Annotated in this window: 22 protein-coding genes; 11 read left to right on the top strand and 11 right to left on the bottom strand. The window is 61.6% G+C overall.

Annotated elements, in window-relative coordinates; all coding sequences use genetic code 11:
- Positions 1-131 precede the first annotated feature (131 nt).
- The 5 genes from HCF10_RS01500 (at position 132) to HCF10_RS01480 (ending at position 4,628) form a co-directional block, all read left to right on the top strand.
- The gene (locus HCF10_RS01500; protein ID WP_027604744.1) at positions 132-1,100 is read left to right on the top strand and encodes a LysR family transcriptional regulator; all 969 of its coding nucleotides are present in this window, start codon (positions 132-134) and stop codon (positions 1,098-1,100) included.
- A gap of 213 nt (positions 1,101-1,313) precedes the next feature.
- Entirely contained in the window at positions 1,314-2,288 is a 975-nt protein-coding gene (locus HCF10_RS01495) for a 2-hydroxyacid dehydrogenase (protein WP_090409267.1), read from the top strand.
- A gap of 99 nt (positions 2,289-2,387) precedes the next feature.
- Positions 2,388-3,290, top strand: a complete 903-nt coding sequence (locus HCF10_RS01490) for a chemotaxis protein CheV (protein WP_131698370.1) — start codon at positions 2,388-2,390, stop codon at positions 3,288-3,290.
- 3 nt (positions 3,291-3,293) lie between these two features.
- A complete protein-coding gene (locus tag HCF10_RS01485; protein WP_131698371.1) occupies positions 3,294-3,776 on the top strand; it encodes a GNAT family N-acetyltransferase in 483 nt (160 codons plus the stop codon).
- A 108-nt stretch (positions 3,777-3,884) separates the two neighbouring features.
- Entirely contained in the window at positions 3,885-4,628 is a 744-nt protein-coding gene (locus HCF10_RS01480; RefSeq protein WP_167654751.1) for a YkgJ family cysteine cluster protein, read from the top strand.
- Positions 4,629-4,658: 30 nt separating this feature from the next.
- Here HCF10_RS01480 and HCF10_RS01475 read toward each other — a convergent pair whose 3' ends face one another.
- Both HCF10_RS01475 and HCF10_RS01470 read right to left on the bottom strand, forming a co-directional pair.
- On the bottom strand, positions 4,659-5,441 hold the full coding sequence (locus HCF10_RS01475) for a transporter substrate-binding domain-containing protein (protein ID WP_167654750.1): 783 nt from the start codon (positions 5,439-5,441) through the stop codon (positions 4,659-4,661).
- A gap of 166 nt (positions 5,442-5,607) precedes the next feature.
- Positions 5,608-5,841: a hypothetical protein gene (locus HCF10_RS01470; RefSeq protein WP_131698374.1), complete on the bottom strand. Its 234-nt coding sequence runs from the start codon at positions 5,839-5,841 to the stop codon at positions 5,608-5,610.
- A gap of 213 nt (positions 5,842-6,054) precedes the next feature.
- Here HCF10_RS01470 and HCF10_RS01465 point away from each other — a divergent pair, with 213 nt between their 5' ends.
- From HCF10_RS01465 to HCF10_RS01440, 6 genes are all read left to right on the top strand, one after another.
- Positions 6,055-7,221 (top strand): efflux RND transporter periplasmic adaptor subunit, encoded by a 1,167-nt coding sequence (locus tag HCF10_RS01465; protein ID WP_131698375.1) that lies wholly within the window; start codon positions 6,055-6,057, stop codon positions 7,219-7,221.
- On the top strand, positions 7,218-10,313 hold the full coding sequence (locus tag HCF10_RS01460; RefSeq protein ID WP_167654749.1) for a multidrug efflux RND transporter permease subunit: 3,096 nt from the start codon (positions 7,218-7,220) through the stop codon (positions 10,311-10,313). Before HCF10_RS01465 ends, HCF10_RS01460 begins: the two co-directional genes overlap by 4 nt.
- Before the next feature lie 31 nt (positions 10,314-10,344).
- Entirely contained in the window at positions 10,345-11,022 is a 678-nt protein-coding gene (locus HCF10_RS01455) for a heavy metal response regulator transcription factor (RefSeq protein ID WP_027604753.1), read from the top strand.
- A complete protein-coding gene (locus HCF10_RS01450; protein ID WP_167654748.1) occupies positions 11,012-12,376 on the top strand; it encodes a heavy metal sensor histidine kinase in 1,365 nt (454 codons plus the stop codon). The genes HCF10_RS01455 and HCF10_RS01450 overlap by 11 nt, the downstream gene beginning before the upstream one ends.
- Before the next feature lie 288 nt (positions 12,377-12,664).
- Positions 12,665-13,993, top strand: a complete 1,329-nt coding sequence (locus tag HCF10_RS01445) for an OprD family outer membrane porin (protein WP_167654747.1) — start codon at positions 12,665-12,667, stop codon at positions 13,991-13,993.
- Between the two features lie 85 nt (positions 13,994-14,078).
- The gene (locus HCF10_RS01440; RefSeq protein ID WP_167654746.1) at positions 14,079-15,572 is read left to right on the top strand and encodes a sensor domain-containing diguanylate cyclase; all 1,494 of its coding nucleotides are present in this window, start codon (positions 14,079-14,081) and stop codon (positions 15,570-15,572) included.
- A gap of 113 nt (positions 15,573-15,685) precedes the next feature.
- Here HCF10_RS01440 and lpxC read toward each other — a convergent pair whose 3' ends face one another.
- The 9 genes from lpxC to murD form a co-directional block, all read right to left on the bottom strand.
- Positions 15,686-16,597 carry a UDP-3-O-acyl-N-acetylglucosamine deacetylase gene (lpxC, locus tag HCF10_RS01435; protein ID WP_003171886.1) on the bottom strand — a complete coding sequence of 304 codons (912 nt, stop codon included), beginning with the start codon at positions 16,595-16,597 and terminating at the stop codon, positions 15,686-15,688.
- Positions 16,598-16,709: 112 nt separating this feature from the next.
- Positions 16,710-17,906: a cell division protein FtsZ gene (gene ftsZ / locus HCF10_RS01430; protein ID WP_053131424.1), complete on the bottom strand. Its 1,197-nt coding sequence runs from the start codon at positions 17,904-17,906 to the stop codon at positions 16,710-16,712.
- 74 nt (positions 17,907-17,980) lie between these two features.
- Positions 17,981-19,243 carry a cell division protein FtsA gene (gene ftsA, locus HCF10_RS01425; protein ID WP_027604757.1) on the bottom strand — a complete coding sequence of 421 codons (1,263 nt, stop codon included), beginning with the start codon at positions 19,241-19,243 and terminating at the stop codon, positions 17,981-17,983.
- 15 nt (positions 19,244-19,258) lie between these two features.
- Positions 19,259-20,128 carry a cell division protein FtsQ/DivIB gene (locus tag HCF10_RS01420; RefSeq protein ID WP_131698380.1) on the bottom strand — a complete coding sequence of 290 codons (870 nt, stop codon included), beginning with the start codon at positions 20,126-20,128 and terminating at the stop codon, positions 19,259-19,261.
- 4 nt (positions 20,129-20,132) lie between these two features.
- Positions 20,133-21,089: a D-alanine--D-alanine ligase gene (locus tag HCF10_RS01415; protein ID WP_012722298.1), complete on the bottom strand. Its 957-nt coding sequence runs from the start codon at positions 21,087-21,089 to the stop codon at positions 20,133-20,135.
- Positions 21,086-22,531 (bottom strand): UDP-N-acetylmuramate--L-alanine ligase, encoded by a 1,446-nt coding sequence (gene murC, locus HCF10_RS01410; RefSeq protein ID WP_131698381.1) that lies wholly within the window; start codon positions 22,529-22,531, stop codon positions 21,086-21,088. Before murC ends, HCF10_RS01415 begins: the two co-directional genes overlap by 4 nt.
- Entirely contained in the window at positions 22,524-23,594 is a 1,071-nt protein-coding gene (gene murG, locus HCF10_RS01405) for an undecaprenyldiphospho-muramoylpentapeptide beta-N-acetylglucosaminyltransferase (RefSeq protein WP_131698382.1), read from the bottom strand. The genes murC and murG overlap by 8 nt, the downstream gene beginning before the upstream one ends.
- Entirely contained in the window at positions 23,584-24,807 is a 1,224-nt protein-coding gene (gene ftsW, locus HCF10_RS01400; protein ID WP_053131437.1) for a putative lipid II flippase FtsW, read from the bottom strand. The genes murG and ftsW overlap by 11 nt, the downstream gene beginning before the upstream one ends.
- Positions 24,804-26,150, bottom strand: a complete 1,347-nt coding sequence (gene murD / locus HCF10_RS01395) for a UDP-N-acetylmuramoyl-L-alanine--D-glutamate ligase (protein ID WP_167654745.1) — start codon at positions 26,148-26,150, stop codon at positions 24,804-24,806. Before murD ends, ftsW begins: the two co-directional genes overlap by 4 nt.
- Positions 26,151-26,153 lie beyond the last annotated feature (3 nt).

Below are 26,153 nucleotides of genomic sequence, written 5' to 3'. Positions count from 1 at the left end.
CGCCGCCGTGGAGGACGATAAGCTGGCATTCCTGTGAATCTTTGTTACCGTTCAAGCGATAATCCGTTGGTAGGGATCACTGGACGGCGTAACTTTCTGTCACAATTTGGCATCTCCCCTGAGAACTCTCCATGGACACTTTGCAAAACATGCGCGCCTTCAGTTGCGTGGCCGAAGCCGGCAGTTTCACCGCCGCCGCCGCGCAACTGGACACCACTACCGCCAACGTCTCGCGCGCGGTCTCCAACCTTGAGGCCCATCTGCAAACCCGCTTGCTCAACCGCACCACCCGTCGTATTGCCCTCACCGAGGCCGGTAAACGCTACCTGCTGCGCTGCGAGCAGATCCTGGCCTACGTCGAAGAAGCCGAAGCCGAAGCCAGCGATGCCCACGCTCGCCCCGCCGGGCAGCTGAAAGTGCACACCATGACCGGTATCGGCCAGCATTTCGTCATCGACGCAATTGCCCGCTACCGCCGCACCCACCCGGACGTGACCTTCGACCTGACCCTGGCCAACCGCGTGCCGGACCTGTTGGACGAGGGCTACGACGTGTCCATCGTGCTGGCCAGCGAACTGCCGGACTCGGGCTTCGTCTCCCAACGCCTGGGCATCACCTACAGCATCGCCTGCGCCTCGCCGGACTACGTCAAGGCCAAGGGCTGCGCGCAACGGCCCCAGGACTTGCTCAACCACGCCTGCCTGCGCCTGGTCAGCCCGGTGATCCAGTTGGACAAGTGGACCTTCAACGGCCCCGAAGGCCAGGAGAGCGTGGCGATCAATACATCGCCGTTCCTGGTCAACTCGGCCGACGCGATGAAAACCGCGATCACCAGCGGCATGGGCGTCGGCCTGTTGCCGGTGTATGCGGCCATCGAAGGCCTGCGCAACGGCACATTGGTGCGGGTCATGCCCACCTACCGTTCCCAGGAACTGAACCTGTACGCCATCTACCCCTCGCGCCAGTACCTGGATGCGAAGATCAAGACCTGGGTGGAATACCTGCGCGGCTCGCTGCCTGAGATCCTGGCGGCGCACCAGGCAGAGCTGGTGGCGTATGAATTGAGCGGCAGCCTGAGCGGTGCGCGGCTGGCGAACTGATTTCTACCAGGCGATACAGGTCAAATGTGGGAGGGGGCTTGCTCCCGATGGCAGTGGATCGGTCAATACATCTGGCGACTGACGCACCGCTATCGGGAGCAAGCCCCCTCCCACATTTTTCCCTGTCCACTTTAGGTCTGCAGTGTCCTGACAACAGTGGCAAGGAATGTTAGCTTGCTTGGCATTCTTCCGTAGTCGATGAGCCCGCCTGCAATGAAAAAGACCGTCCTCGCCTTCAGCCGTGTCACCCCGGAAATGATCGAACGCCTGCAACAGGATTTCGACGTAATCGCGCCCAACCCCAAGCTGGGCGATATCAACGCTCAATTCAATGAAGCCCTGCCCCACGCCCACGGTTTGATCGGCGTGGGTCGCAAGCTGGGCCGCGCGCAGCTCGAAGGCGCGAGCAAGCTGGAGGTGGTGTCCAGTGTGTCGGTGGGCTACGACAACTACGACGTGCCGTACTTCAACGAGCGCGGGATCATGCTCACCAACACCCCGGACGTACTCACCGAAAGCACCGCTGACCTGGCCTTCGCCCTGCTGATGAGCAGCGCGCGTCGGGTGGCCGAGCTGGACGCCTGGACCAAGGCCGGACAATGGAAAGCCAGCGTCGGCGCGCCGCTGTTTGGCTGTGACGTGCATGGCAAGACCCTCGGCATCGTCGGTATGGGCAATATCGGCGCGGCCGTGGCCCGTCGTGGACGCCTGGGTTTCAATATGCCGATCCTGTACAGCGGCAACAGCCGCAAGACCGCGCTGGAACAGGAACTGGGCGCGCAGTTCCGCAGCCTGGACCAGTTGCTGGCCGAGGCGGATTTCGTGTGCCTGGTGGTGCCGTTGAGCGACAAGACCCGCCACCTGATCAGCACCCGCGAATTGGGGTTGATGAAGTCCAGCGCGATTCTGATCAATATCTCCCGTGGTCCGGTGGTCGACGAACCGGCGCTGATCCAGGCCCTGCAAAACCAGACCATTCGCGGCGCCGGGCTGGATGTGTATGAACAGGAGCCGTTGGCCGAGTCGCCACTGTTCCAGTTGAGCAATGCGGTGACCCTGCCGCACATCGGCTCGGCGACCCATGAAACCCGCGAAGCCATGGCCAACCGCGCGTTGGACAACCTGCGCAGCGCCCTGCTGGGCCAGCGTCCGCAGGATCTGGTGAACCCGCAGGTGTGGAAGGGCTGAGACGGGCCCAACCCGAAACAAAATCGGGTTAAAGCCTGGCTCTCCCGAGTCGATAACCTTCAATAGAAGTTCGTCATCCCTGATCCACAGAAGGTTTTTATGTCCACCACCAAAGCCCGCGCAGACTCACTCTCGCTTCTGCTCTTTACCTTGCGCAGCGGCAAACTCATGGCCATCAACCTGCTGAAAGTCAGTGAAATCATCCCTTGCCCGCCGCTGACCAAGCTTCCGGAGTCCCATCCGAACGTCAAAGGCATCGCCACCCTACGAGGCAATTCGTTGGCGGTGATCGACCTGAGTCGCGCCCTGGGGGAAATGCCCCTGGAAGACCCGGACGGCGGCTGCCTGATCGTCACCGACGTGAGCCGTTCCAAGCAGGGCCTGCATGTGCAGGCCGTGAGCAAGATCGTGCACTGCCTGACCACCGATATCCGCCCGCCACCCTACGGCTCCGGCGGCAACCGGGCGTTTATCACCGGGGTAACCCAAGTGGAAGGCGGGCTGGTGCAGGTGCTGGACATCGAAAAAGTCATCCACGGTATCGCCCCGGCGCCGATTGAAGCGGCGCCCACCGACCTGACCATGGAAGAGGCGGAAGTGCTCGGCAATGCGCGGATCCTGGTGGTGGATGACAGCCAGGTCGCCTTGCAGCAGTCGGTGCACACCCTGCGCAACCTCGGCCTGACCTGCCACACCGCGCGCAGCGCCAAGGAAGCCATCGATGTGCTGCTGGAGCTGCAAGGCACGGCCGCGCAGATCAATGTGGTGGTGTCGGACATCGAGATGTCCGAAATGGATGGTTATGCCCTGACCCGCACCCTGCGCGAAACCCCGGACTTCCAGGATCTTTACGTGTTGCTGCACACCTCCCTGGACAGCGCGATGAACAGCGAAAAGGCGCGCCTGGCCGGTGCCAACGCGGTGCTGACCAAGTTCTCCTCGCCCGAACTGACCAAGTGCCTGGTGGTCGCCGCCCAGACCGTGGCGCAACAGGGGCTGTAACCGGTGGCGGAGTATTTCCAACTGCTGCGCCGCGACCTAACCGGCAGCCTGCCTGCGCCGCAATGGCCGGCCCATACACAGTTGGATCATTACCGCGACGAACGGGCCCCGGCGATCCATGCGGTGCTGCGCATGACCCAGGAACAAGGTGGTGGCCGCGTTCCCCCTCTGAAAGCCTGGCAGCATCTGTTCGTCAGCGATGCCGAATTCGATCCTACGCTATGCCTGGTGGCCAGCAACGGCGATGGCATTCTCGGTGTGGCGCAGTGCTGGACCAGCGCATTTATCAAGAACCTGTCCGTGCATCCTTGCGCTCAAGGCCAAGGCTTGGGCCGGGCGTTGTTGCTGCACTGCTTCCAGGTGTTCAAGCAGCGCGGCGAACCTTATGTCGACCTCAAGGTGCTGGAGAGCAATCTGCGTGCGCGACAACTGTACGAAAGCGCGGGCATGGTCTTTGTGCTGCGGGATGTGGTCGCCGACGACTGACAGGCGCTGGCGCATAACTTGCTTCCAGAGCAGTACAACGGTGGACAGAGGTAAAAACCCGTCACCGTTATTGCGTACCCTCTGACATAGCCTGGTGACAGATCCGCCATGAACACCCATTTTTCCTGCGTCGGCTGCGGCAAATGCTGCACCGACCATCACGTCCCCCTGACCCTCGCGGAAGCCCGTATGTGGGCGGCGGACGGCGGTAACGTCATTGTTCTGGTAGAGGGTTTCCTCGGAAATGGCCTGGGCCTGCCTCAGCAGCAGCGCGAACATGCCGAGCGCCGTTCGGTGGTGGTACCCAGCGGCAACACCGAGGCGTTTGTGGCCATCACCTTTGCCGCCTATAACGTCGGGCGCTGCCGGAATCTTGACGCAGACAACCTGTGCCGCATCTATGAGCGTCGCCCGTTGGTGTGCCGCATCTACCCGATGGAGATCAACCCGCATATCCCGCTCAACCCCGCCGCCAAGGATTGCCCGCCGGAATCCTGGGAACAGGGCCCGGCGTTGATCGTCGGTGGTGAATTGATAGATCAGGAACTGGTGGAACTGATCCAGCGCTCACGCCAGGCCGACCGAGACGACGTGCAGACCAAGGAGGCCGTGTGCGCGTTGCTCGGCATTCGCACCACGGCGCTCAAGGGGGATGGGTTTACCGCCTACCTGCCGGACATGGGCGCATTTGCCCAGGCGATTGAGCGGGCAGTCGACCGGCCTGCCGTGGCCAATGAATGGGTGTTTCATGTATCGGGGATGGACATCGCCGAGCAGTTGCTGGACGCCGGCGCGCAGATTGCCACCGAGGTGCCGGCCAACTATGCGTTTATTTCGCTGCGGGCCGCCTAAACCTCACTGGCCACATCGCGCGGCGGTCGATCACTGCTCGGCAGGAACGGCGTCAAGGCGGTAGGGCTGGATGATCCGCTGGTACTCGCCATTCTGCTTCAGCTGTTCAAGGGCGCAGTTGAGTTCGTTGCGCAATACCGTGTCGGGCTTGCGCACCGCGATGGCCACGCCATCACCCAGTAACGTCGACGAAATGGCAGGGCCGACGAAGTCGAAATCCTGACCGTCTTCAGTGTCGAGCAGAGCTTCACGAATTTCGACGGTGCCTTGCAGGGTCGCGTCAATTTCGCCGGCTATTAGGCTGCGGACCAGCTCACTATTGAGCCAGAAACTCTTGACGATGACGCCCTTGGGTACCCACGCCGACCGCGCAAAAGCCTCACGATTGCTCCCCAGCAACACGCCGACGCGCTTGCCCTTGAGCGACTTTGCACGCGGCTGCAAGCCTGACGTGCTGCGGGCCACCAGACGCGTGGTGAAGGGGTAGAGGTTATCGGTGAAGCTCACCCAGCGCCGCCGTTGCGACGTAGGTGCCATCCCCATGATCGCGTCGAATTTTCTGGCTTCAAGGGAGGTGAAGTCTTCGGCAAGCACCTGGTCGACCCAGATGCAGCGTGCATTCAACTGCACGCACAGGGCGTTGCCCAGCTCGATATTCAAGCCTATCAACTGCCCTTGCGGGTCGCGGCTCTGGAAGGGGGGGAATTGGGCGGCAACAGCAAAACGGATTTCGCGACGTGGTTGATCATCAGCCGCAGAGGCATCAGCCAAAAGCAACAGGGCAAGCACTACACAAATGTGTATCAGGGCCAAGGGAGACGTCCTTTTCCGGAAAGACCAGCATCACCCCACTCCCTCCTGAAACCACTGGGGCAGAGCAAAGGCTGTGCAAGCTTTCAAGAAACGGTCGTAGACCTACAATCAGAAATTTCAGCAGAAACTGTAGGCAATAGTCGACACAACGTGCGACTTGTTAACCTCAGCGTTTACCCATCGAACGACGCGTACCCGGCGGTGCCATGCCTGGCGACTTGGTATGGCCGTTCTTGGCGCCGTTTTTGTACCACGGTTGGGCCGCATTCCTGGCCCCAGCCAGCTCACCCGGCTTGAACGGAAACTTGAACGCCGGGATCTCGGCTTTTTCAACGCCTTCGGCGTTGGCCGGATCGACGATGTCGGTCGCTTCAACAGGGGGTTGTGTCGGGGAAGTCATGAAAGCTCCGGAGCGTGCAAAAAATGATGCGAGGCCGGCTTGCGGGCCACACTGGCGCGCAGTATACCTGCGAGCTTCAGATCTTTAACCACCACCTGTACGAATGGTCGGAGTTTGCTGACAGCGCTGTCAGTTAGCCGTCACCGTGCTGACCGGGTTGAAGGGCTATAAAGACCGCTCACTCTCCCCATCCTTTGCCCCGGCGCCTCACCCATGCACATTCAACGAAAAACTGCCCTGATCGTGGGTGTCCTCGTGGTCGTGGCGGTTGCAGCCTGGGCGCTGACCCGCCCAGCCAAGGCCAGACTGGCGGCACCGACCGCGATCCCGGTGCGGGTGGTGAGCGTAGCGCAGCAGGACATTCCACGCTTTGTCAGCGGCATCGGCACGGTGTTGTCCTTGCACAGCGTGGTCATTCGCCCACAAGTCGACGGCATTCTCACCCAATTGCTGGTCAAGGAAGGCCAGTTGGTCAAGGCCGGCGACTTGCTGGCCAGAATCGATGATCGCTCGATCCGCGCCAGCCTCGACCAGGCCAAGGCACAGCTGGGCGAGAGCCAGGCGCAGTTGCAGGTGGCGCTGGTCAACCTCAAGCGCTACAAGGAATTGAGCGTCGACGACGGAGTGTCCAAGCAGACCTACGACCAGCAACAAGCGCTGGTCAACCAACTCAAGGCCACCGCCCAAGGTAACCAGGCCGCGATCGATGCAGCCCAGGTCCAGCTTTCCTACACCCAGATTCGCTCACCCGTCAGTGGCCGCGTCGGTATTCGCAATGTGGATGAAGGCAACTTCCTGCGCACCAGCGATACCCAGGGCCTGTTCTCCGTGACCCAGATCGACCCGATTGCCGTTGAGTTCTCTCTGCCGCAACAGATGCTGCCGACCCTGCAAGGCCTGATCGCCGCACCTACCCAGGCCAGCGTCGACGCCTACCTGGGTGCCGACACCGACGGCCAGACCGGTGATTTACTGGGAGAAGGCCACTTGAGCCTGATCGACAACCAGATCAGCTCCACCACCGGCACCCTGCGCGCCAAGGCCGAGTTCAACAACGCCTCGCAACGCCTGTGGCCGGGGCAACTGGTGACCATCAAGATCCAGACGGCCCTCGACAAAAATGCCTTGGTGGTGCCGCCGACCGTGGTGCAACGCGGCCTGGATTCGCACTTCGTGTACCGGGTCAATGGCGACAAGGTTGAGGTGGTGCCGGTGCAAGTCACCTATCAAAACAGCGACGTGAACATCATCAAGGGCGTGCAGGCCGGCGACGTGCTGGTCAGTGATGGCCAGTCGCGGCTCAAAGCCGGTGCCCAGGTGGAGGTGCTCAAGGAACCCCCGCAGGTGATCCAGACCGTCGACGCCAAGGTGCAGCCATGAACGGCAGCCGTTCACCCTCGGCCTGGTGCGTCGACCACCCGGTCGCCACACTGCTGCTGACCTTCGCCCTGGTGCTGCTCGGGATCATTGCCTTCCCGCGCCTGGCCATCGCGCCACTGCCGGAGGCGGAATTTCCGACAATCCAGGTCGCCGCACAACTGCCCGGCGCCAGCCCGGACACCATGGCCTCCTCGGTCGCGACGCCGCTGGAAGTGCAGTTCAGCGCCATCCCCGGCATGACCCAGATGACCTCCAGCAGTGCCTTGGGCTCAAGCCTGTTGACGCTGCAATTCACCCTCGACAAGAGCATCGACACCGCCGCGCAAGAAGTGCAGGCGGCGATCAACACCGCATCCGGCAAGCTGCCCAGCGACATGCCAAGCCTGCCCACCTGGAAGAAAGTCAACCCGGCGGACAGCCCGGTACTGATCCTCAGTGTCAGCTCCGACAGCATGCCCAGCACCGAGCTGAGTGACTATGTGGAAACCCTGCTGGCGCGGCAGATCAGCCAGATCGACGGCGTCGGCCAGATCAACATCACCGGCCAGCAACGCCCGGCGATCCGCGTGCAGGCCTCCCCCGACAAACTCGCGGCCATCGGCCTGACCCTGGCCGATATACGCCTGGCCATCCAGCAATCGAGCCTCAACTTGGCCAAGGGTGCGATCTATGGCGAAAACAGCGTGTCGACCCTGTCGACCAACGACCAACTGTTCCATCCGGAGGACTACGCGCAGTTGATCGTGTCCTACAAGGACGGCGCACCGGTGCAACTGCGCGATATTGCCAAAGTCATCAACGGTTCGGAAAACGCCTACGTGCAGGCCTGGTCCGGCGACACTCCGGGGGTCAATCTGGTGATTTCGCGCCAGCCAGGCGCCAACATTGTCGAGACGGTGGACCGCATCCAGGCCGAGCTGCCGCGCCTGCAAGGCATGCTGCCGGCCTCGGTGCAGGTCAGCGTATTGTCTGACCGCACCAAGACCATCCGCGCGTCCCTGCATGAAGTGGAAGTGACCCTGCTGATCGCCATCCTGCTGGTGGTGGCGGTGATGGCGCTGTTCCTGCGCCAGTTGTCGGCGACGCTGATTGTGTCCAGCGTGCTCGGCGTGTCGCTGGTCGCCAGCTTTGCGCTGATGTACTTGATGGGCTTCAGCCTGAACAACCTGACCCTGGTGGCGATCGTGATCGCCGTGGGCTTTGTGGTGGACGATGCCATCGTGGTGGTGGAGAACATTCACCGCCACCTTGAGGCGGGGCTCGACAAGCGCGAAGCGGCGATCAAGGGCGCCGGCGAGATTGGCTTTACCGTGGTGTCCATCAGCTTCTCGCTGGTGGCGGCGTTTATTCCGCTGCTGTTCATGGGCGGTGTGGTCGGACGGTTGTTCAAGGAATTCGCGCTGACGGCCACCTCGACCATCCTGATTTCGGTGGTGGTCTCGTTGACCCTGGCGCCGACATTGGCGGCGCTGTTCATGCGTGCCCCGACCCATCCCGCCCACGATAAACCCGGCTTCAGCGAGCGCCTGCTGGCCGGCTATGCGCGCAACCTGCGCCGCGCGCTGGCCCATCAACGCACCATGGCCGCCATTTTCGTGGTGACCCTGGCCCTGGCCGTGGTCGGCTACGTGTTTATCCCCAAGGGCTTCTTTCCGGTACAGGACACCGGCTTTGTGCTCGGCACCAGCGAAGCGGCGGCCGATGTGTCGTACCCGGACATGGTGGCCAAGCACAAGGCCCTGGCCGAGATCGTCAAGGATGACCCCGCGGTGCAGGCGTTTTCCCATTCGGTGGGCGTGACCGGCAGCAACCAGACCATCGCCAACGGCCGCTTCTGGATCGCCTTGAAAGACCGGGGTGATCGCGACGTGTCCGCCAGCCAGTTTATCGACCGCATCCGGCCCAAGCTCGCAAAAGTGCCGGGCATCGTGCTGTACCTGCGCGCCGGCCAGGACATCAACCTCAGCTCCGGCCCCAGCCGTGCCCAGTACCAGTACGTACTCAAGAGCAATGACGGCCCGACACTCAACACCTGGACCCAGCGCCTGACCGAAAAACTGCGCGCCAACCCGGCGTTTCGCGACCTGTCCAACGACCTGCAACTGGGCGGCAGCATTACCCATATCAGCATCGACCGGCAGGCCGCCGCGCGCTTTGGCCTGACCGCCACCGATGTCGACCAGGCGCTGTACGACGCTTTCGGTCAGCGCCAGATCAACGAGTTCCAGACCGAGATCAACCAGTATCAGGTAGTGCTGGAGCTGGACACCCAACAGCGCGGCAAGGCCGAAAGCCTGAACTACTTCTACCTGCGCTCGCCGTTGACCAACGAGATGGTGCCGTTGTCGGCAGTGGCCAAGGTCGACCCACCGACCGTGGGGCCCTTGTCCATCAGCCATGACGGTATGTTCCCCGCCGCCAACTTGTCGTTCAACCTGGCACCCGGTGTGGCGCTGGGTGACGCGGTGATCATGCTCAACCAGGCCAAGAATGAAATCGGCATGCCGACCACCATCATCGGCAACTTCCAGGGCGCGGCCCAGGCGTTCCAGAGTTCGCTGGCCAGCCAGCCCTGGCTGATCCTCGCGGCGCTGGTGGCGGTCTACATCATTCTGGGTGTGTTGTATGAGAGCTTCGTGCACCCGCTGACGATTATCTCCACCTTGCCCTCGGCGGGGTTGGGCGCGCTGATCATGCTGTCGCTGATGGGCCGGGACTTTTCGATCATGGCGCTGATCGGCCTGGTGTTGCTGATCGGCATCGTGAAGAAGAACGGCATCCTGATGATCGACTTTGCCCTGGAGGCCCAGCGCGTCAGGGGCATGTCGCCGGAAGATGCGATCTACGAAGCCTGCGTCACGCGGTTCCGCCCGATCATCATGACCACCCTCGCCGCCCTGCTCGGCGCGGTGCCACTGATGCTCGGCGCCGGCCCCGGCGCGGAAATGCGCCAGCCCCTGGGCATTGCGGTGGTAGGCGGCTTGCTGGTGAGCCAGGCGCTGACGCTGTTCACCACACCGGTCATATACTTGTACCTTGAGAAATTTTTCCACCGGCCCAAACCAGCTGCCGAGCTGGCGACCACACACTGAGGCCAAGGCACCGCCCTGGAGCAAAAGGCTCATGCGCGTACTGATTGTTGAAGATGAAGAAAAAACCGCCGACTACCTGCACCGTGGCCTGACGGAGCAAGGCTACGCCGTCGACGTGGCGCGCGAGGGCGTCGAGGGCCTGCACCTGGCGCTGGAGAACGATTACGCGGTGATCGTGCTCGACGTGATGCTGCCTGGCCTCGACGGCTTTGGCGTGTTGCGCGCATTACGTGCGCGCAAGCAGACGCCGGTGATCATGCTCACCGCCCGTGAGCGCGTGGAAGACCGTATCCGCGGGCTACGCGAAGGTGCCGACGATTACCTCGGCAAACCGTTTTCATTCCTTGAACTGGTGGCGCGCCTGCAAGCCCTGACCCGCCGCAGCGGCGGCCACGAGCCCGTGCAGGTGACCGTCGCCGACCTGTGGATCGACTTGATCAGCCGCAAGGCCAGCCGCAACGGCGTGCGCCTGGACCTGACCGCCAAGGAGTTCTCGCTGCTCAGCGTATTGGCGCGGCGCCAGGGCGAGATCCTCTCCAAGACATCGATCGCAGAAATGGTCTGGGACATCAATTTCGACAGCGACGCCAACGTCGTGGAAGTGGCGATCAAGCGCCTGCGCGCCAAGCTTGACGGGCCGTTCGAACACAAGCTGCTGCACACCATTCGCGGCATGGGTTATGTACTGGAGAATCGCAGTGTCGGCTAACTCCATTGCCCTGCGCCTCAGCAGCATGTTCACCCTGGTGGCGGCGCTGATATTCCTGTTGATCGGCGGCGCGCTGTATCAGCAGGTAGACCGCAGCCTGGGCTTGCTACCCGGGGCGGAGCTGGATGCGCGCTACAGCGTGTTGGAATCCTCCGTGAACCGCTTCGGCACACCGGACCATTGGGTGAAGATTCAAGCCAAGCTCAAATTATTGGGTGAGGAAGACAAGCGTATTCGCTTCTGGGTCGTCAGCAGCGATCCGAACTACGAGTATGGCAACCCCGATGCGCAGATCCGCGCCTTCGCCGAAGGCCCAACGGGTAAGCGCGATCTGCGCCTGCCGGGGCGCGACTACCCATTCAAAGTGCTGGTGAGCCAGTTCCCGGCCAAGGACCTACGCCCGCCGTTGCGTTTCATGATCGCCATCGACACCGAAAACTTCCGTGCCACCCAGCACCATCTGCTGGTGGCGCTGGTCAGCCTGGCGCTGGTCGGCGTGGTGCTGGCCTCGCTGCTGGGGTTCTGGGTTTCGCGCATTGGCCTCAAGCCGTTGAGCAAACTTTCGGATGAAGCACAGAAGCTGGCGCCGCCGAAGCTCTCCGGGCGCCTGCAACTGTCGCCGCTGCCGCCGGAGCTGAGTCAGTTCGTCAACTCATTCAACGCCACCCTGGACCGCGTGGAACAGGCTTACTCGCGACTGGAGTCGTTCAACGCCGACGTCGCCCACGAACTGCGCTCGCCGCTGACCAACCTGATCGGCCAGACCCAGGTTGCCCTGACGCGCGGGCGTTCGGCCGAGCATTACTTCGAGGTGCTGCAATCCAACCTCGAGGAACTGGAACGCCTGCGTTCGATCATCAACGACATGCTGTTCCTCGCCAGCGCCGACCAGGGCAGCAAGGCCACCAAGCTGATTGAAAGCTCATTGGCCGACGAGGTCGCCACCACCCTCGACTACCTGGACTTCATCCTCGAAGACGCCCAGGTCCGGGTGCAGGTCCACGGCGACGCCCAGGTGCAGATCGAAAAAGCCCACTTGCGCCGCGCCCTGATCAACCTGCTGAGCAATGCGGTGCAGCACACCGCACCCGGGCAGGTGATCGACGTGAACATTGATGTGCTGGAGCATCAGGTCGCCATCGGCGTGACCAACCCTGGCGAGGTGATCGCCAGCGAACACCTGCCACGCTTGTTCGAACGCTTCTATCGGGTGGATGCGTCGCGCAGCAACAGCGGGGCGAACCACGGTTTGGGCCTGGCCATCGTCAAGGCAATTGCGCTGATGCATGGCGGCGATGTGTTCGTGCGCAGCGACGTCAGTGGCAATACCTTCGGCATTACCTTGCCGGTCTAGACACCTCTCACATGGCCTTCAGCATCACTGTTGCGATTTGGGCAACAGTCATTATCTTGTTACACTCTGTATCGCAGCGCTCGCCTGCGTTAATTTGACGCATCGATGAGCGCGACGGCAAAGGCAGCTGACCCGCTTACCCGAATTTCCCTCGACTTATTTCCAGGGCTCTACACTGGGAATCTGTCTTAAAGCCGCTGACTTCAGCGGCTTTTTTTTGCCGTAAAAAAAGGCCAGGCACACCCCCACGACATTGGCCGTTTTCGATTGACCAAAGGAGCTGTACCGGTGAAGAACTCGCTGACGTTCACCCCGATATTCCTCGCGATTGCAGCAACGATCGTTCCCCTTGCCCACGCGGCAGACACCACTCCCGCCGACGGATTCGTCGAAGGCTCGCACCTCAACATCAACACCCGCAACTACTACATGAACCGCGACCGTCGCGACATCCACACCGATGACAGCAAGGAGTGGGGCCAAGGTTTTATTGGCACCTTCGAATCCGGCTACACCCAGGGCACCGTCGGCTTCGGTCTGGACGCCCACGCCATGCTCGGCCTCAAGCTCGACGGCGGTGGCGGCACCGACGGTTCCAGCATCCTTCCCTACGGCAGCACTGACGGCAGCGGTAAAGCGCCCGGTTCGTTCTCCACCGCGGGGGGTACCTTGAAGATGCGCGCCTTCGATACCGAGTTGAAGGCCGGTGACCTGTTCCTCAACAACCCGGTGATCGCCGGCGGCATGACGCGCATGCTGCCGCAGACCTTCCGGGGTGTGAGCCTGACTAACCACAGCTTCGACGGCTGGTTGCTCGAAGGCGGCCAGGCCAGCTTCACCAAGCTCTACAACCAGAGCGGCCACCGACGCATCGGCACCAGCTATGGCGTATTGCCCAGTAACGCTGACAGCCAGCACATGAATTGGGCGGGCGTGTCGTTCAGCGGCATCCCGGGAGTGACCAGCAACCTGTACGCTTCCGAACTCAAGGACGTGTGGCACCAGTACTACTACGACCTGGACTACACCTACGCGTTGAGCGACCTGGTCAGCCTCAACCCGGGCCTGCACTACTACCACACCCAGGACACCGGCCAGTCGCTGCTCGGTGATATCGACAACAACACCTATAGCCTGCATTTCACCGTCGGCGTGGGTCACCACAGCGTCACCGCCGCCTACCAGCGGGTCAACGGCAACACGCCGTTCGACTACATCAGCCAGGGCGACAGCGTGTACCTGGACAACTCCCAGCAATACTCGGACTTCAACGGCCCCAACGAACGCTCCTGGAAGCTCAAGTACGCCTACGACTTTGCCGGCCTCGGCATGCCCGGCCTGACCTCGGCGGTGTCCTACATCAGCGGTAAGACCGACCTGACCAAGGTCGACCCGCAAAGCCGTGGCTACAGTGCCTGGTACAGCGCCGATGGCAAGGACGCCAAACACTGGGAACGGGATATCGATTTGAAGTATGTGGTGCAGGGCGGCAAGGCCAAGGACTTGGCGGTGCGCCTGCAATGGGCGACCAATCGTGGCAGCAATGGCTACTCGGCGGTGGATCGGGATGTGGATGAATACCGGGTGATCGTCGACTATCCGATCAACGTGTTCTGACACTCGGATCTTTCTTTTTTACCGAGTATTTAATTTTCATCGGGTACAACTAAACTGCCAGTATTGTCCCGCTGAAGTTTGCCCGATGAGTCCACCCCGCGTTCGAAACCTACCGGCACACCCAGAGCTATTACTGCTTCTGGGCAGTGGCCTTACCGTCGCCCTGATCGTGGTCATCGTCGCGGTGTTGCTGATTCGCGAACACGCCAGCACCCTGCAGGCCGCGACGCGTTCAACCACCAATATTGCCCAGTTGATCAATGCCGACGTGCTGCGTAACGTCGAACTCTACGACCTGGCCCTCAAGGGGTTGATTGCTGCCAGGCAACGTGAGGATCTGTCCCAGGTTTCTGCGAATATCCAGCACCTGGTGCAGTTTGACCTGTCCACCGCCGCGCCTTTCAAAGGTGAAGTGCTGTTGTTGGATGCCAAGGGCGCGGTGATCGCCGATTCTTCCACCCTGCAGCCCACCCCGCGCAATTTTGCCAACCGCGATTACTTCCAGGTGCATACCAAGGACGCCCAGGCCGGCTTGTATATCAGCCGGCCGTTCAAGATTCATTGCGACTGCGATCAGGTCTGGCGCATGGCATTCAGCCGGCGTGTGTCGGGGCCTGACGGCGAGTTTGCAGGCGTTGCGGTCGCGACCATGCGCCTGGCGTATTTCGACCAGTTGTTCAACACCGTCACCATCGGCAACAGCAGCAGCGTCAACCTGCTTAATAAAAAAGGCTTTTTATTGGCCCAGCAGCCGCTGCTCGAAAGCGACATGATCGACAAGGACCTGAGCGATCGACCGAATTTCAAGAGGATACTGCATGAAGGCAGTGGCACCTTCCAGGCCATCTCTTCCATCAGCGGCAAGGAGCGTCTGTACACCTTCACCAATGTGGGTGAGCTACCGCTGATTGTGGTGGTGGCACTGTCCAGCCAGGATGTATTCGCCCCCTGGAAACGCGCTGCGCTGCTGACCAGTGGCGCCACCGGCATCCTGTGTATCGGTTTGTTATGGCTGACCTGGATGCTGCGCCGCGAACTGCGACGCCGCTATCGCGCGGAACGTGTGCTGTCAGAACTGGCAGCCATCGACGCGCTGACCGGCTTGGCCAACCGTCGCATCCTGGATGAACGCCTGCGCCTTGAATGGGACCGCGCGCAACGCTCGCTCGAACCACTGACCGTGCTGATGATCGACGTCGACCACTTCAAAGCCTTCAATGACCGCCATGGCCATCACGGTGGAGACGCGGCATTGCGCATTGTGGCTCAGGTGATAGGCGCCAATATCCGCCGCCCGGCTGATCTCGCGGCGCGCTATGGCGGCGAGGAATTCGCGGTGGTGCTGCCCCATACGGACGCGAAGGGTGCCTGGGTCATCGCCGAGCATATCCGCAGCAGCATCGAGCATTTGCCAAGGATGGCCGGGGATGAGCGGCCGATTACGGCGAGCATCGGCATGAGCACCTGGGACAAGCGCAGCCGTATGTCCCTGGAGGCGTTGCTGCTCAGTGCGGACCGGGCGTTGTACGAGGCCAAGCACACGGGGCGCAATCGGATTGTGGATGCCTCGGCAGCCTGAATAGCGCAAGCGGCCCTCGTGGCGAGCGGGCTTGCCCGGCAAGGGAAGTGTCCAGACAATAAAAAAGGCCACCCGAAGGCAGCCTTTAAAAACTAAAGAAAGAGAGTTGTTACTTACACCGCCGCAACGGGACGCATGTAAGAGATCGGTGCGGTGCTGGCATCTTCGAAGGTCACGACTTCCCAAGCGTCTGTCTGCTCAATCAACTTGCGCAGCAGCTGGTTGTTAAGGGCGTGGCCCGACTTGAAGCCTTTGAACTCGCCTATCAGGCTATTGCCGAGCAGGTAGAGGTCACCGATTGCATCGAGGATCTTGTGCTTCACGAATTCGTCTTCATAGCGAAGGCCGTCTTCGTTCAGTACACCATCCGCGTCGACCACAATGGCGTTTTCAACGCTGCCGCCGAGTGCGAGGTTGTGCTTGCGCAGGTACTCGATGTCACTCATGAAACCAAAAGTACGGGCGCGGCTGACTTCTTTTACGAACGAAGTGCTGGAAAAATCCACGCTTGCACTTTGGGTGCGGTCACGGAATACCGGGTGATCGAAATCGATCTCAAAGCTCACTTTAAAGCCTTCGAACGGGACGAAGGTGGCGCGCTTGTCGCCGTCTTCTACTGTCACTTCCCGCAGAATGCGTATGAACTTCTTGGCTGCGTCCTGTTCTTCCAGGCCGGCAGATTGAATCAAGAATACGAAGGGTCCAGCGCTGCCATCCATGATAGGGACTTCGGACGCGGAGAGCTCGACGTAGGCGTTATCGATGCCCAAACCGGCCATGGCCGAGAGCAAGTGCTCCACCGTGTCCACTTTGACGTCACCGTTGACCAACGTGGTCGACATCGTGGTTTCGCCAACATTTTCCGCGCGAGCAGGAATCTGCACCACAGGGTCCAGGTCGGCACGCACAAACACGATGCCGGTATCGACAGGTGCAGGCTTGAGGGTCAGGTATACCTTCTCCCCGGAGTGCAGACCTACACCTGTGGCACGAATAATATTCTTCAGGGTGCGTTGTTTAATCATGGCTTGGACCGCTTCAGCGCAAATTGCGAACTGGTATCAACAAAGGCTGGCGATAATAGCAGACCAGACCTTTGCTGAACACCAATCACCTTCATAGCCCTGATACATTCCATTAATCGGCCTGACGACGCAGGAATGCCGGGATATCCAGATAGTCCAGATCATCTTGCGGATTCGGGCTACGGGACGCAGCAGCACCGGCCTGAGCCTGGTTGCGCATCACGGTCGGACGGTCCAGGTCACGGTAGTTCACCGACGGCAGTTCCTGGCGCGAAGGCGCTGGAGCGGCAGCCGCTTGGCTGGCGTGGCTGGTATGAACGGTATTGTCGATGACCTTCACAGGCTTCTCGATTTTTGCGCCCAGGCCGGTAGCAACCACGGTCACGTGCAGTTCGTCGCGCATGTCCGGGTCGATAACGGTACCGACTTTGACCATGGCGTGCTCGGAAGCGAAGGCTTCGATGATGCTACCCACGTCGGAGTACTCACCCAGGGACAGGTCAGGACCGGCGGTGATATTCACCAGGATGCCGCGTGCGCCTTGCAGGTTCACGTCTTCCAGCAACGGGTTGCGGATGGCCGCTTCGGTGGCTTCACGTGCACGATTCGGACCGCTGGCGCAGCCAGTGCCCATCATTGCCATGCCCATTTCGCTCATGACAGTACGTACGTCGGCAAAGTCGACGTTGATCATGCCTGGACGCTTGATGATGTCGGAGATACCGCGAACGGCACCGGCCAGTACATCGTCAGCCTTGGCGAACGCGGACAGCAGGCTTGCGTCCTTGCCCAGGATGGTCAGCAGCTTCTCGTTGGGAATGGTGATCAACGAGTCGACGCTTTCAGACAGCAGACGGATACCTTCGTCGGCGATCTGCATGCGCTTGCGGCCTTCGAACGGGAACGGACGAGTCACGACAGCGACCGTCAGAATCCCCATTTCCTTGGCCACTTCGGCAATGATCGGCGCTGCACCGGTACCGGTACCGCCGCCCATGCCAGTGGTGATGAACACCATGTTGGTGCCCTGCAGCACTTCGGCAATACGCTCGCGGTCTTCCAGGGCGGCTTGACGGCCGACTTCCGGATTGGCGCCAGCGCCGAGGCCCTTGGTCACGGCTGTGCCCAATTGCAGGATGGTCCGCGCGCCGATGCTTTTCAGCGCCTGGGCATCAGTGTTGGCGCAGATGAATTCAACGCCTTCAATGTTGCTCTTGACCATATGGTTGACAGCGTTGCCGCCGCCACCGCCGACACCGATCACTTTGATGACCGGGCTGGCGGGGATGTTGTCTACGAGTTCGAACATGTTCCCTCTCCTTTCATTTTCTCTAGTTTTTTCGCCTACTGCTTGTTTCGGTGCTGCGGTGTTGCGGTAAATCTTTAGAAATTGCCTTTTACCCAAGCCTGCAACCGCTCGAACAACGGCGCCTTGGCCTCGTCGTCGCTGCGGTAGCTGTCACGGTTGCTCGGGCCCGACAGGGAAATGCCGTCGGTCTGCTTCTGCAGCCCGTACAACAGCAAGCCCACACCGGTGGAATAAATCGGGTTGCGCACCACGTCGCCCAGGCCTTTCACGCCATGGGGAACACCCAGGCGTACCGGCATGTGGAAGATTTCCTCGGCCAGTTCGACCGCGCCTTCCATCTTCGAGGTGCCACCGGTCAGCACGATGCCGGCCGGGATCAAATCTTCGTAGCCGCTGCGACGCAGTTCAGCCTGGATCAGGGTGAACAGCTCGTCGTAGCGCGGCTCGACCACTTCGGCCAGGGCCTGGCGCGACAGCTCGCGCGGTGGACGGTCGCCCACGCTTGGCACCTTGATGGTTTCACCGGCACCAGCCAGCTTGGCCAGGGCGCAGGCGTAGCGGATCTTGATTTCTTCGGCGTACTGGGTCGGCGTACGCAGCGCCATGGCGATATCGTTGGTGACCTGGTCGCCGGCAATCGGGATCACCGCGGTGTGACGGATCGCACCTTCGGTGAAGATCGCGATGTCGGTGGTGCCGCCGCCGATGTCCACCAGGCAAACGCCCAGTTCTTTTTCGTCGTCGGTCAGTACCGAGTAGGCCGAAGCCAGTTGTTCGAGAATGATGTCGTCGATTTCCAGGCCGCAGCGGCGCACGCATTTTTCAATGTTCTGCGCGGCATTGACGGCACAGGTCACCACGTGGACCTTGGCTTCCAGACGTACGCCCGACATGCCCAGGGGCTCACGAACGCCCTCCTGGTTATCGATCACGTAGTCCTGCGGCAGGGTGTGCAGCACGCGCTGGTCAGCCGGGATCGCCACGGCCTGGGCGGCGTCAAGGACGCGCTCAAGGTCGGCTGCGCTGACTTCACGGTCGCGAATCGCCACGATGCCGTGGGAGTTCAGGCTGCGGATATGGTTGCCCGCCACGCCGACGAACGCCGAGTGAATCCGGCAACCGGCCATCAGCTGCGCTTCTTCGATGGCGCGCTGGATCGATTGCACGGTGGACTCGATGTTGACCACCACGCCCTTCTTCAGGCCACGGGACGGATGCGTGCCAATACCGACGATTTCGATCGTGCCGTCTTCCCCGACCTCGCCTACCAGCGCCACCACCTTGGAGGTGCCGATATCGAGACCGACGATCATTTTGCCGCTTTGCACGTTTGCCATGGGTCCTGCCTCTTCTTAATTCTTCGCGACAGCGGGTTGCGCTGCCGTGGGCGCAGCCGGTTCACGCCAGCCGACGGCAAGGCCGTTGGCGTAACGCAGGTCGACGCTCGCAATGTTCGTAATCTGTTCTTTCAAGGTCTTGTCATAGATGGCGATGAAGCGGCGCATCTTTTCCACCAAGCGGTCGCGTCCCAGCAACAACTGGATGCCCGGGCCGGAACTGCCTGCCCCGGTCGTCAAAAACCAGCTGCCCCGTTCACGCAATTCCAGGCGTGCAATGGAGAAGCCCATTGGCCGCAGCATCTGGCTCAGGGCCTGGTACTGCTGCATCACTTGCTGCTGCGCCCGCTGCGGCCCGAACAGCTGCGGCAGGTGCTCGTAGTTGGCCAGCTCACGCGGGGTGAACGCCTGGCCCTGGTTGTTCAACAGCGCCTCTTCGCCCCAACGGGCCACGGGCAGTTGTTCTTCCAGGCGGATCGTCACCTGGTCCGGCCATACGCGGCGGACTTCGGCGTGGGCGATCCACGGCATCTGTTCCAGCTCCCGGCGCATGCCGGCCAGGTCGATGGTGAAGAAGCTCGCGGCCAGGAACGGACCAATACGCTGCTGCACCGCTTGCTGGCTGATGTAGCTCAAGTCGCCCTGCACGCTGATCTTGGTGATTGGCCGATCGGCATAGGGCAATAGACGCTGTGCACCTTCGTAAGTGCCGAAGCCCAACACCACCAGCAACACCGGCCAGAACAGCGCCTTGAGGAAACCAAAGTTGGCTTTCGGCAGGCGCGCCGACATCGGCTCTTTAGCCACCATTCGACTGGCACCCCGTGGCACCGGCTTGCGGCTCGGTGCTTGTGGGGGCTGATGACGAAGCGATGCGCCTTTCATGTCCTTAGCCTCTTGGCTCAATGCTGGCGGCAAGAATTGCCAGCACCAACTGCTGGAAATCCAGGCCGGCTGCGCGAGCGGCCATAGGTACCAGGCTGTGGTCGGTCATACCCGGCGCAGTGTTGACTTCCAGGAACCAGAAATTCCCTTGGTCATCCTGCATCACGTCTGCCCGTGCCCAACCGGCAATACCCAACGCCTCACAGGCTTTCGCCGTGAGGTCCATCAATTCCTGTTCTTTGGTTGCGTCCAGGCCGCACGGGATCCGGTACTGAGTATCGGAAGCCACGTACTTGGCGTCGTAGTCGTAAAAGGTGTGGGGTGTGCCCAATGCGATAGGCGGCAATACCTGGCCACGCAGGGTGGCGATGGTGTACTCGGGACCCTGGATCCACTGTTCCACCAACACTTGCGAATCGTAGGTACTTGCCGCTTTCCATGCGTCGATCAATTCGGCGGCCGAGTTCACTTTAGCCATGCCGATACTGGAGCCTTCATGGGCTGGTTTGACGATCAAAGGCAGGCCCAGTTCCTTGGCTGCAGAAATACAATCGTCTTCACTGCACAGAACACTGTGACGCGGCGTTGGAATGCCCAGGCTGTGCCACACCTGCTTGGTGCGCAACTTGTCCATGGCCAGTGCCGAAGCAAGAATGCCGCTGCCGGTATAAGGAATACCGGCGCACTCCAACAGGCCCTGCATGCTGCCGTCTTCACCGCCACGGCCGTGCAGAATGATGAAGGCACGGTCGATCTTCTCGGCCTGCAGGCGGGCGAGGAAGTCATCGCCCACGTCGATACCGAACGCATTCACACCGGCGCTTTGCAGCGCTTCGAGCACGGCATTGCCGGACTTGAGCGACACTTCGCGCTCGGCGCTCTTGCCGCCGAACAGCACGGCCACGCGGCCGAAGTCGGCAGGCGTGATGGTGGAGAACAGGGAGCCGTAGTCAGTGGTCATTTCGACTTCCCCTTTTCGGCGGCAAACAGCGAGCTCGCCAATAGTTTAGGGGCAAGGCCACCGATATCACCGGCACCCTGGCACAGCAGGATGTCGCCGGCACGCAGCAGCGGCTTGACGATCGGAGCCAGGTCCACACCGCGCTCGATGTAGATGGGGTCCAACTGGCCGCGCTGGCGAATGCTGTTGCACAGCTTGCGGCTGTCGGCGCCCGGGATCGGTTCTTCACCGGCCGGATAGACTTCCATCAACAGCAGTACGTTGGCATCGGCCAATACATTGACGAAATCGTCGTACAAATCGCGGGTGCGGCTGTAGCGGTGCGGCTGGTAAATCATCACCAGGCGACGCTCCGGCCAACCACCCCGTACGGCCTTGATGACTGCGGCGACTTCGGTCGGGTGGTGGCCGTAGTCGTCCACCAGCATCACGTCACCGCCTTCCACCGGCAGTTGGCCGTAGACCTGGAAGCGCCTGCCGACACCAGCAAAGCGCGACAGGCCTTCGACGATGGCCTCATCGCTGACGCCCTCATCGGAGGCGATGCAGATGGTCGCCAGGGAATTCAACACGTTGTGGTTGCCCGGCATGTTCACCGACACATCCAGCGGCTCACGGTCGGGACGCAGCACGGTGAAGTAGGTCTGCATGCCTTCCTGGCGCACATTGATTGCGCGCACGTCAGCGTCTTCGCTGAAGCCGTAGGTCACGGTCGGACGCTTGACCTGCGGCAGGATTTCACGCACCACCGGGTCGTCCAGGCACACCACGGCCAAACCGTAGAACGGCAGGTTATGCAGGAACTCGACGAAGGTTTTCTTCAACTTGTTGAAGTCACCGTCGTAGGTAGCCATGTGATCTTCGTCGATGTTGGTGACGACGGCGACCAGCGGTTGCAGGTGCAGGAAGCTGGCGTCGCTTTCATCGGCTTCGGCGATCAGGTAGCGGCTGGTACCGAGCTGGGCATTGGTACCGGCTGCATTCAGGCGGCCACCGATCACGAAGGTCGGGTCCAGGCCACCGGCGGCGAACACCGAAGCGATCAGGCTGGTGGTGGTGGTCTTGCCATGGGTACCGGCGACGGCGATGCCGTGGCGATAGCGCATCAGCTCGGCGAGCATCTCGGCGCGTGGCACCACGGGAATGCGGCGCTCGAGGGCGGTGGCCACTTCCGGGTTGGAGGTGTTCACGGCGCTCGACACCACCAGCACGTCAGCGTCGGCGGCGTTCTCGGCGCGGTGGCCGATAAAGATCTGCGCGCCAAAGGACTTCAGGCGCTCGGTGACCGGCGACTCTTTCAAGTCCGAGCCGGACACCTGGTAGCCCAGGTTCAGCAACACTTCGGCGATACCGCACATGCCCACGCCGCCGATACCGACGAAGTGGATGCGACGGATGCGGCGCATTTCCGGTTGTGGCATGGCTTTCTGATTCTCAACCATGGGCCACCTCCAGGCAGATATCGACCACGGTGCGGGTTGCGTCAGGTTTGGCCAGGCGGCTTGCAGTGCTCGCCATGTTGTTGAGTCGTTCCGGTTGCATCAAAACCTCAGTCAGGCGTGCGGCCAAATCGGCGGCGCCAGTCGTTCTTTGCGGCAGCAGGAAGGCAGCGCCCTCCCCGGCCAAATATTCGGCGTTGCGGGTCTGGTGATCGTCGATGGCGTGGGGCAAAGGCACCAGCAAGGACGGCAGACCGGCGGCGGCCAGTTCACTGACGGTCAGCGCACCCGCGCGACAGACCACCAGGTCGGCCCAGCCATAGGCATGGGCCATGTCTTTGATGAAGGGCTGCACATTGGCCTCCACACCCGCGTCGCGATAACGCGTGGCGGTGACTTCATCGTGGTTCTTGCCGGCCTGGTGAAAAATCTCCGGGCGCAATTCCACAGGGAGTTGCGCAACGGCTTCCGGCAGCAATTTATTCAGCGGCTCGGCGCCCAGGCTTCCGCCCAGGATCAGCAGGTGCGCCTTACGCCCTGCGAGTGCTTCGCGGGCGATGTCCATAAACAGCTCGGTGCGCACCGGGTTGCCGGTGGTACGGCGCTTATCCGACACACTGAAGGTGTTGGGAAACGCTTCACACACCCGCGCAGCCAACGGCACCAGCAAACGGTTGGCGGTACCGGCCACGGCGTTCTGCTCGTGCACGATCACCGGCACGCCAGCAAGTCTGGCGGCGACGCCACCCGGGCCAGTCACATAACCACCGAAGCCGAGCACGCACACCGGCTGCAAGTCACGGATGACCTTGCGCGCCTGCCACACCGCCTTGAGCAACACGAACGGTGCCTTGAGCAGGGACAATTTGCCCTTGCCGCGCAGGCCCGTGACGTTGATCAGATGCAACGGCAGACCGGCATTCGGTACCAACTCGTTTTCGATGCCGCGCGGTGTACCCAGCCAGTGCACGGTGTAGCCACGGTTCTGGAATTCCCGCGCGCACGCCAGGGCCGGGAACACATGGCCCCCGGTGCCGCCGGCCATGATCAGCACGTTAGCGCCCATGGGTCGGCTCCTCGGCGAAGTCGCTTTCGCTGAACTCCATCTCTTCGCTGCCCAGATGGGTTCGACTCTCCCACTCGATGCGCAGCAACAAGCCAAGACAGGCGCAGCAGATCACCAACGAACTGCCGCCGTAACTGAGGAACGGCAAGGTCAGGCCCTTGGTCGGCAGCAGGCCGACGTTCACCCCGATGTTGATCAGGAACTGGCCGATCCACAGGAACGACAAGCCGTACGCCACGTAAGCGGCGAAATACTGTTTAGCCCTTTCGGCCCACAAGCCGATGTACATGCCGCGGACACACACGAATACGAACAGCGCGACGGTGCACAGCGACCCCACCACGCCGAGTTCTTCGGCGAGTACGGAGAACACGAAGTCGGTGTGCGCTTCCGGCAGGTAGAACTGCTTCTGCACGCTGTTGCCCAGGCCGACGCCCAGCCATTCGCCGCGACCGAAGGCGATCAATGCCTGAGTCAATTGGTAGCCGGAGCCGAACTGGTCGGACCAAGGGTCGGTAAAGGTGATCAGACGCGCCATCCGGTAGGGTTGCGCCTGCACCAGGATGGTCACCGCAGCCACCGCCAGCACCACCATCAAGCTGAAGCGGAACAAGCCCACGCCACCGAGGAACAGCATCGCCGCCGCCGCGCCCATCATCACGACGGTCGCGCCGAAGTCGGGTTCCATCAGCAACAGGCCGGCCATGGGCAGCAGCACGATGAATGGCTTGAAGAAGCCCATCCAGCTTTCGCGCACTTCTTTCTGGCGACGCACCAGGTAACCGGCCAGGTAGATCACCACGAAGACCTTGGCGATTTCCGACGGCTGCACGTTGAACGCGCCGAAACCGATCCAGCGCATGGAGCCGTTCACCTCACGGCCGATGCCGGGCAGGATCACCATGATCAGCAAGCCGAACGCGCCGATCAGCATCAGCCAACCCAGGCGCTGCCAGGTGGCAATCGGGATCATCATGGTCACGATGCACGTGCCCAGGCCGATGATCAGGTACACCAGGTGACGGATCATCATGTACAGGGTGTTGCCCGACTGCACGGCGGCCACTTCGGAAGAGGCCGAGGTGATCATCACCAGGCCCAGGCCCAGCAGCGCGAGGCAACCGGCGAGCATTGGGAAATCAAGGTCGATGCCACGCCCGGTGATAATCGGCGACGGGTACGGCTTGATGATGTTTCTGAAATCAATGCTCATGCCAAGCCCTCCACGGCGCGGGCGAACAACTGGCCACGCTCTTCGTAGTTCTTGAACATGTCGAAACTGGCGCACGCCGGCGACAGCAGTACCGCATCGCCTGGTTGGGCCAGGGCTTGGCACTGGGCAATGGCGTCGCCCAGGGAGGTGGCACGCACCTGTGGCACGGCGTCGCCAAGCGCGGCGGCGATCAAATCGGAGTCGCGGCCCATCAACACCACGGCGCGGCAATGCGCAGCCACCGGTGCCTTGAGGTCTTTGAAATCGGCACCCTTGCCGTCGCCACCGGCGATCAGCACCAGTTTGCCGTCGATATCGGCACCCAGGCCTTCGATGGCGGCCAATGCGGCCCCCACGTTGGTGGCTTTGGAGTCGTTGTAGTAACTGACACCATTAAGGTCGCGTACCCACTGGCAACGATGCTCAAGGCCGCCGAAGGTGCGCAGGCTCGACAGCATGGCGTCGAACGGCAAACCCACGGCATGCCCCAACGCCAACGCGGCCAAGGCGTTGGACTGGTTATGGGCGCCACGAATTTTCAGCTCGCGCACCGGCATCAGGTTCTGGAATTCGAAGGCCAGGTATTTCTCGCCGTTCTCTTCACGAATGCCGAAGGCCTTGAAGTCGGGTTTGCTCAGGCCGAAGGTCCAGCACGGCATGCCGTCGCCCATCAGCGGACGGCTCAGCGCGTCCTGGCGATTGACAACAAATTGCTTGGCGCCGCGGAAGATCCGGTGCTTGGCCAAGTGGTACGCCGGCAGGCCGCTGTAGCGGTCCATGTGGTCTTCGCTGACGTTCAACACGGTGGCCACTTCAGCGCCCAGGTCGTGGGTGGTTTCCAGTTGGAAGCTCGACAGCTCCATCACGTACAGCTCGATGTCGTCGCTGAGCAGGTCCAACGCCGGCGTGCCGAGGTTACCGCCCACGGCCACGCGCTTGCCGGCCGCCATCGCCATCTCGCCGACCAGGGTGGTCACGGTACTTTTCGCGTTGGAACCGCTGATGGCCACAATCGGCGCCTTCGCATTACGTGCGAACAGGTCGATGTCGCCGGACAGCTTCACGCCACGCGCCGCAGCGGCTTGCAGGGCCGGAGTCGCCAGGGCCAGGCCGGGGCTCACGTAGAGCTCATCGGCGCGGCACAGAAACTCGACATCCAACTCGCCACAACGCACTTCCACGTGCGGGTAGTCACGGCGCAGCGTGACCAGCTCCGGTGGATTTTCCCGCGTATCGGCCACGGCAAACGACGTGCCCCGGTTCGCCAGGAAGCGAACCAGGGACATGCCGCTCTTGCCGAGGCCGACAACGATGCGGAAGTGGTCTGAAGCGATCAGGGACACTCG

The organism is Pseudomonas sp. B14(2022) (assembly GCF_012030485.1).
In the GTDB taxonomy this organism is placed as follows: domain Bacteria; phylum Pseudomonadota; class Gammaproteobacteria; order Pseudomonadales; family Pseudomonadaceae; genus Aquipseudomonas.
This window is presented reverse-complemented; position numbering and strand designations above follow the sequence as displayed.

What these genes read in the sequence shown, in the direction of transcription:
- murC (WP_131698381.1), bottom strand. Translation starts at nt 22,531, where the DNA reads ATGGTTGAGAATCAGAAAGCCATGCCACAACCGGAAATGCGCCGCATC.
- HCF10_RS01415 (WP_012722298.1), bottom strand. Translation starts at nt 21,089, where the DNA reads ATGACCACTGACTACGGCTCCCTGTTCTCCACCATCACGCCTGCCGAC.
- HCF10_RS01470 (WP_131698374.1), bottom strand. Translation starts at nt 5,841, where the DNA reads ATGACTTCCCCGACACAACCCCCTGTTGAAGCGACCGACATCGTCGAT.
- HCF10_RS01420 (WP_131698380.1), bottom strand. Translation starts at nt 20,128, where the DNA reads ATGAAAGGCGCATCGCTTCGTCATCAGCCCCCACAAGCACCGAGCCGC.
- murG (WP_131698382.1), bottom strand. Translation starts at nt 23,594, where the DNA reads ATGGGCGCTAACGTGCTGATCATGGCCGGCGGCACCGGGGGCCATGTG.
- HCF10_RS01465 (WP_131698375.1), top strand. Translation starts at nt 6,055, where the DNA reads ATGCACATTCAACGAAAAACTGCCCTGATCGTGGGTGTCCTCGTGGTC.
- lpxC (WP_003171886.1), bottom strand. Translation starts at nt 16,597, where the DNA reads ATGATTAAACAACGCACCCTGAAGAATATTATTCGTGCCACAGGTGTA.
- HCF10_RS01490 (WP_131698370.1), top strand. Translation starts at nt 2,388, where the DNA reads ATGTCCACCACCAAAGCCCGCGCAGACTCACTCTCGCTTCTGCTCTTT.
- HCF10_RS01495 (WP_090409267.1), top strand. Translation starts at nt 1,314, where the DNA reads ATGAAAAAGACCGTCCTCGCCTTCAGCCGTGTCACCCCGGAAATGATC.
- ftsA (WP_027604757.1), bottom strand. Translation starts at nt 19,243, where the DNA reads ATGGCAAACGTGCAAAGCGGCAAAATGATCGTCGGTCTCGATATCGGC.
- ftsZ (WP_053131424.1), bottom strand. Translation starts at nt 17,906, where the DNA reads ATGTTCGAACTCGTAGACAACATCCCCGCCAGCCCGGTCATCAAAGTG.
- ftsW (WP_053131437.1), bottom strand. Translation starts at nt 24,807, where the DNA reads ATGAGCATTGATTTCAGAAACATCATCAAGCCGTACCCGTCGCCGATT.
- HCF10_RS01500 (WP_027604744.1), top strand. Translation starts at nt 132, where the DNA reads ATGGACACTTTGCAAAACATGCGCGCCTTCAGTTGCGTGGCCGAAGCC.
- HCF10_RS01480 (WP_167654751.1), top strand. Translation starts at nt 3,885, where the DNA reads ATGAACACCCATTTTTCCTGCGTCGGCTGCGGCAAATGCTGCACCGAC.
- HCF10_RS01460 (WP_167654749.1), top strand. Translation starts at nt 7,218, where the DNA reads ATGAACGGCAGCCGTTCACCCTCGGCCTGGTGCGTCGACCACCCGGTC.
- HCF10_RS01455 (WP_027604753.1), top strand. Translation starts at nt 10,345, where the DNA reads ATGCGCGTACTGATTGTTGAAGATGAAGAAAAAACCGCCGACTACCTG.
- HCF10_RS01440 (WP_167654746.1), top strand. Translation starts at nt 14,079, where the DNA reads ATGAGTCCACCCCGCGTTCGAAACCTACCGGCACACCCAGAGCTATTA.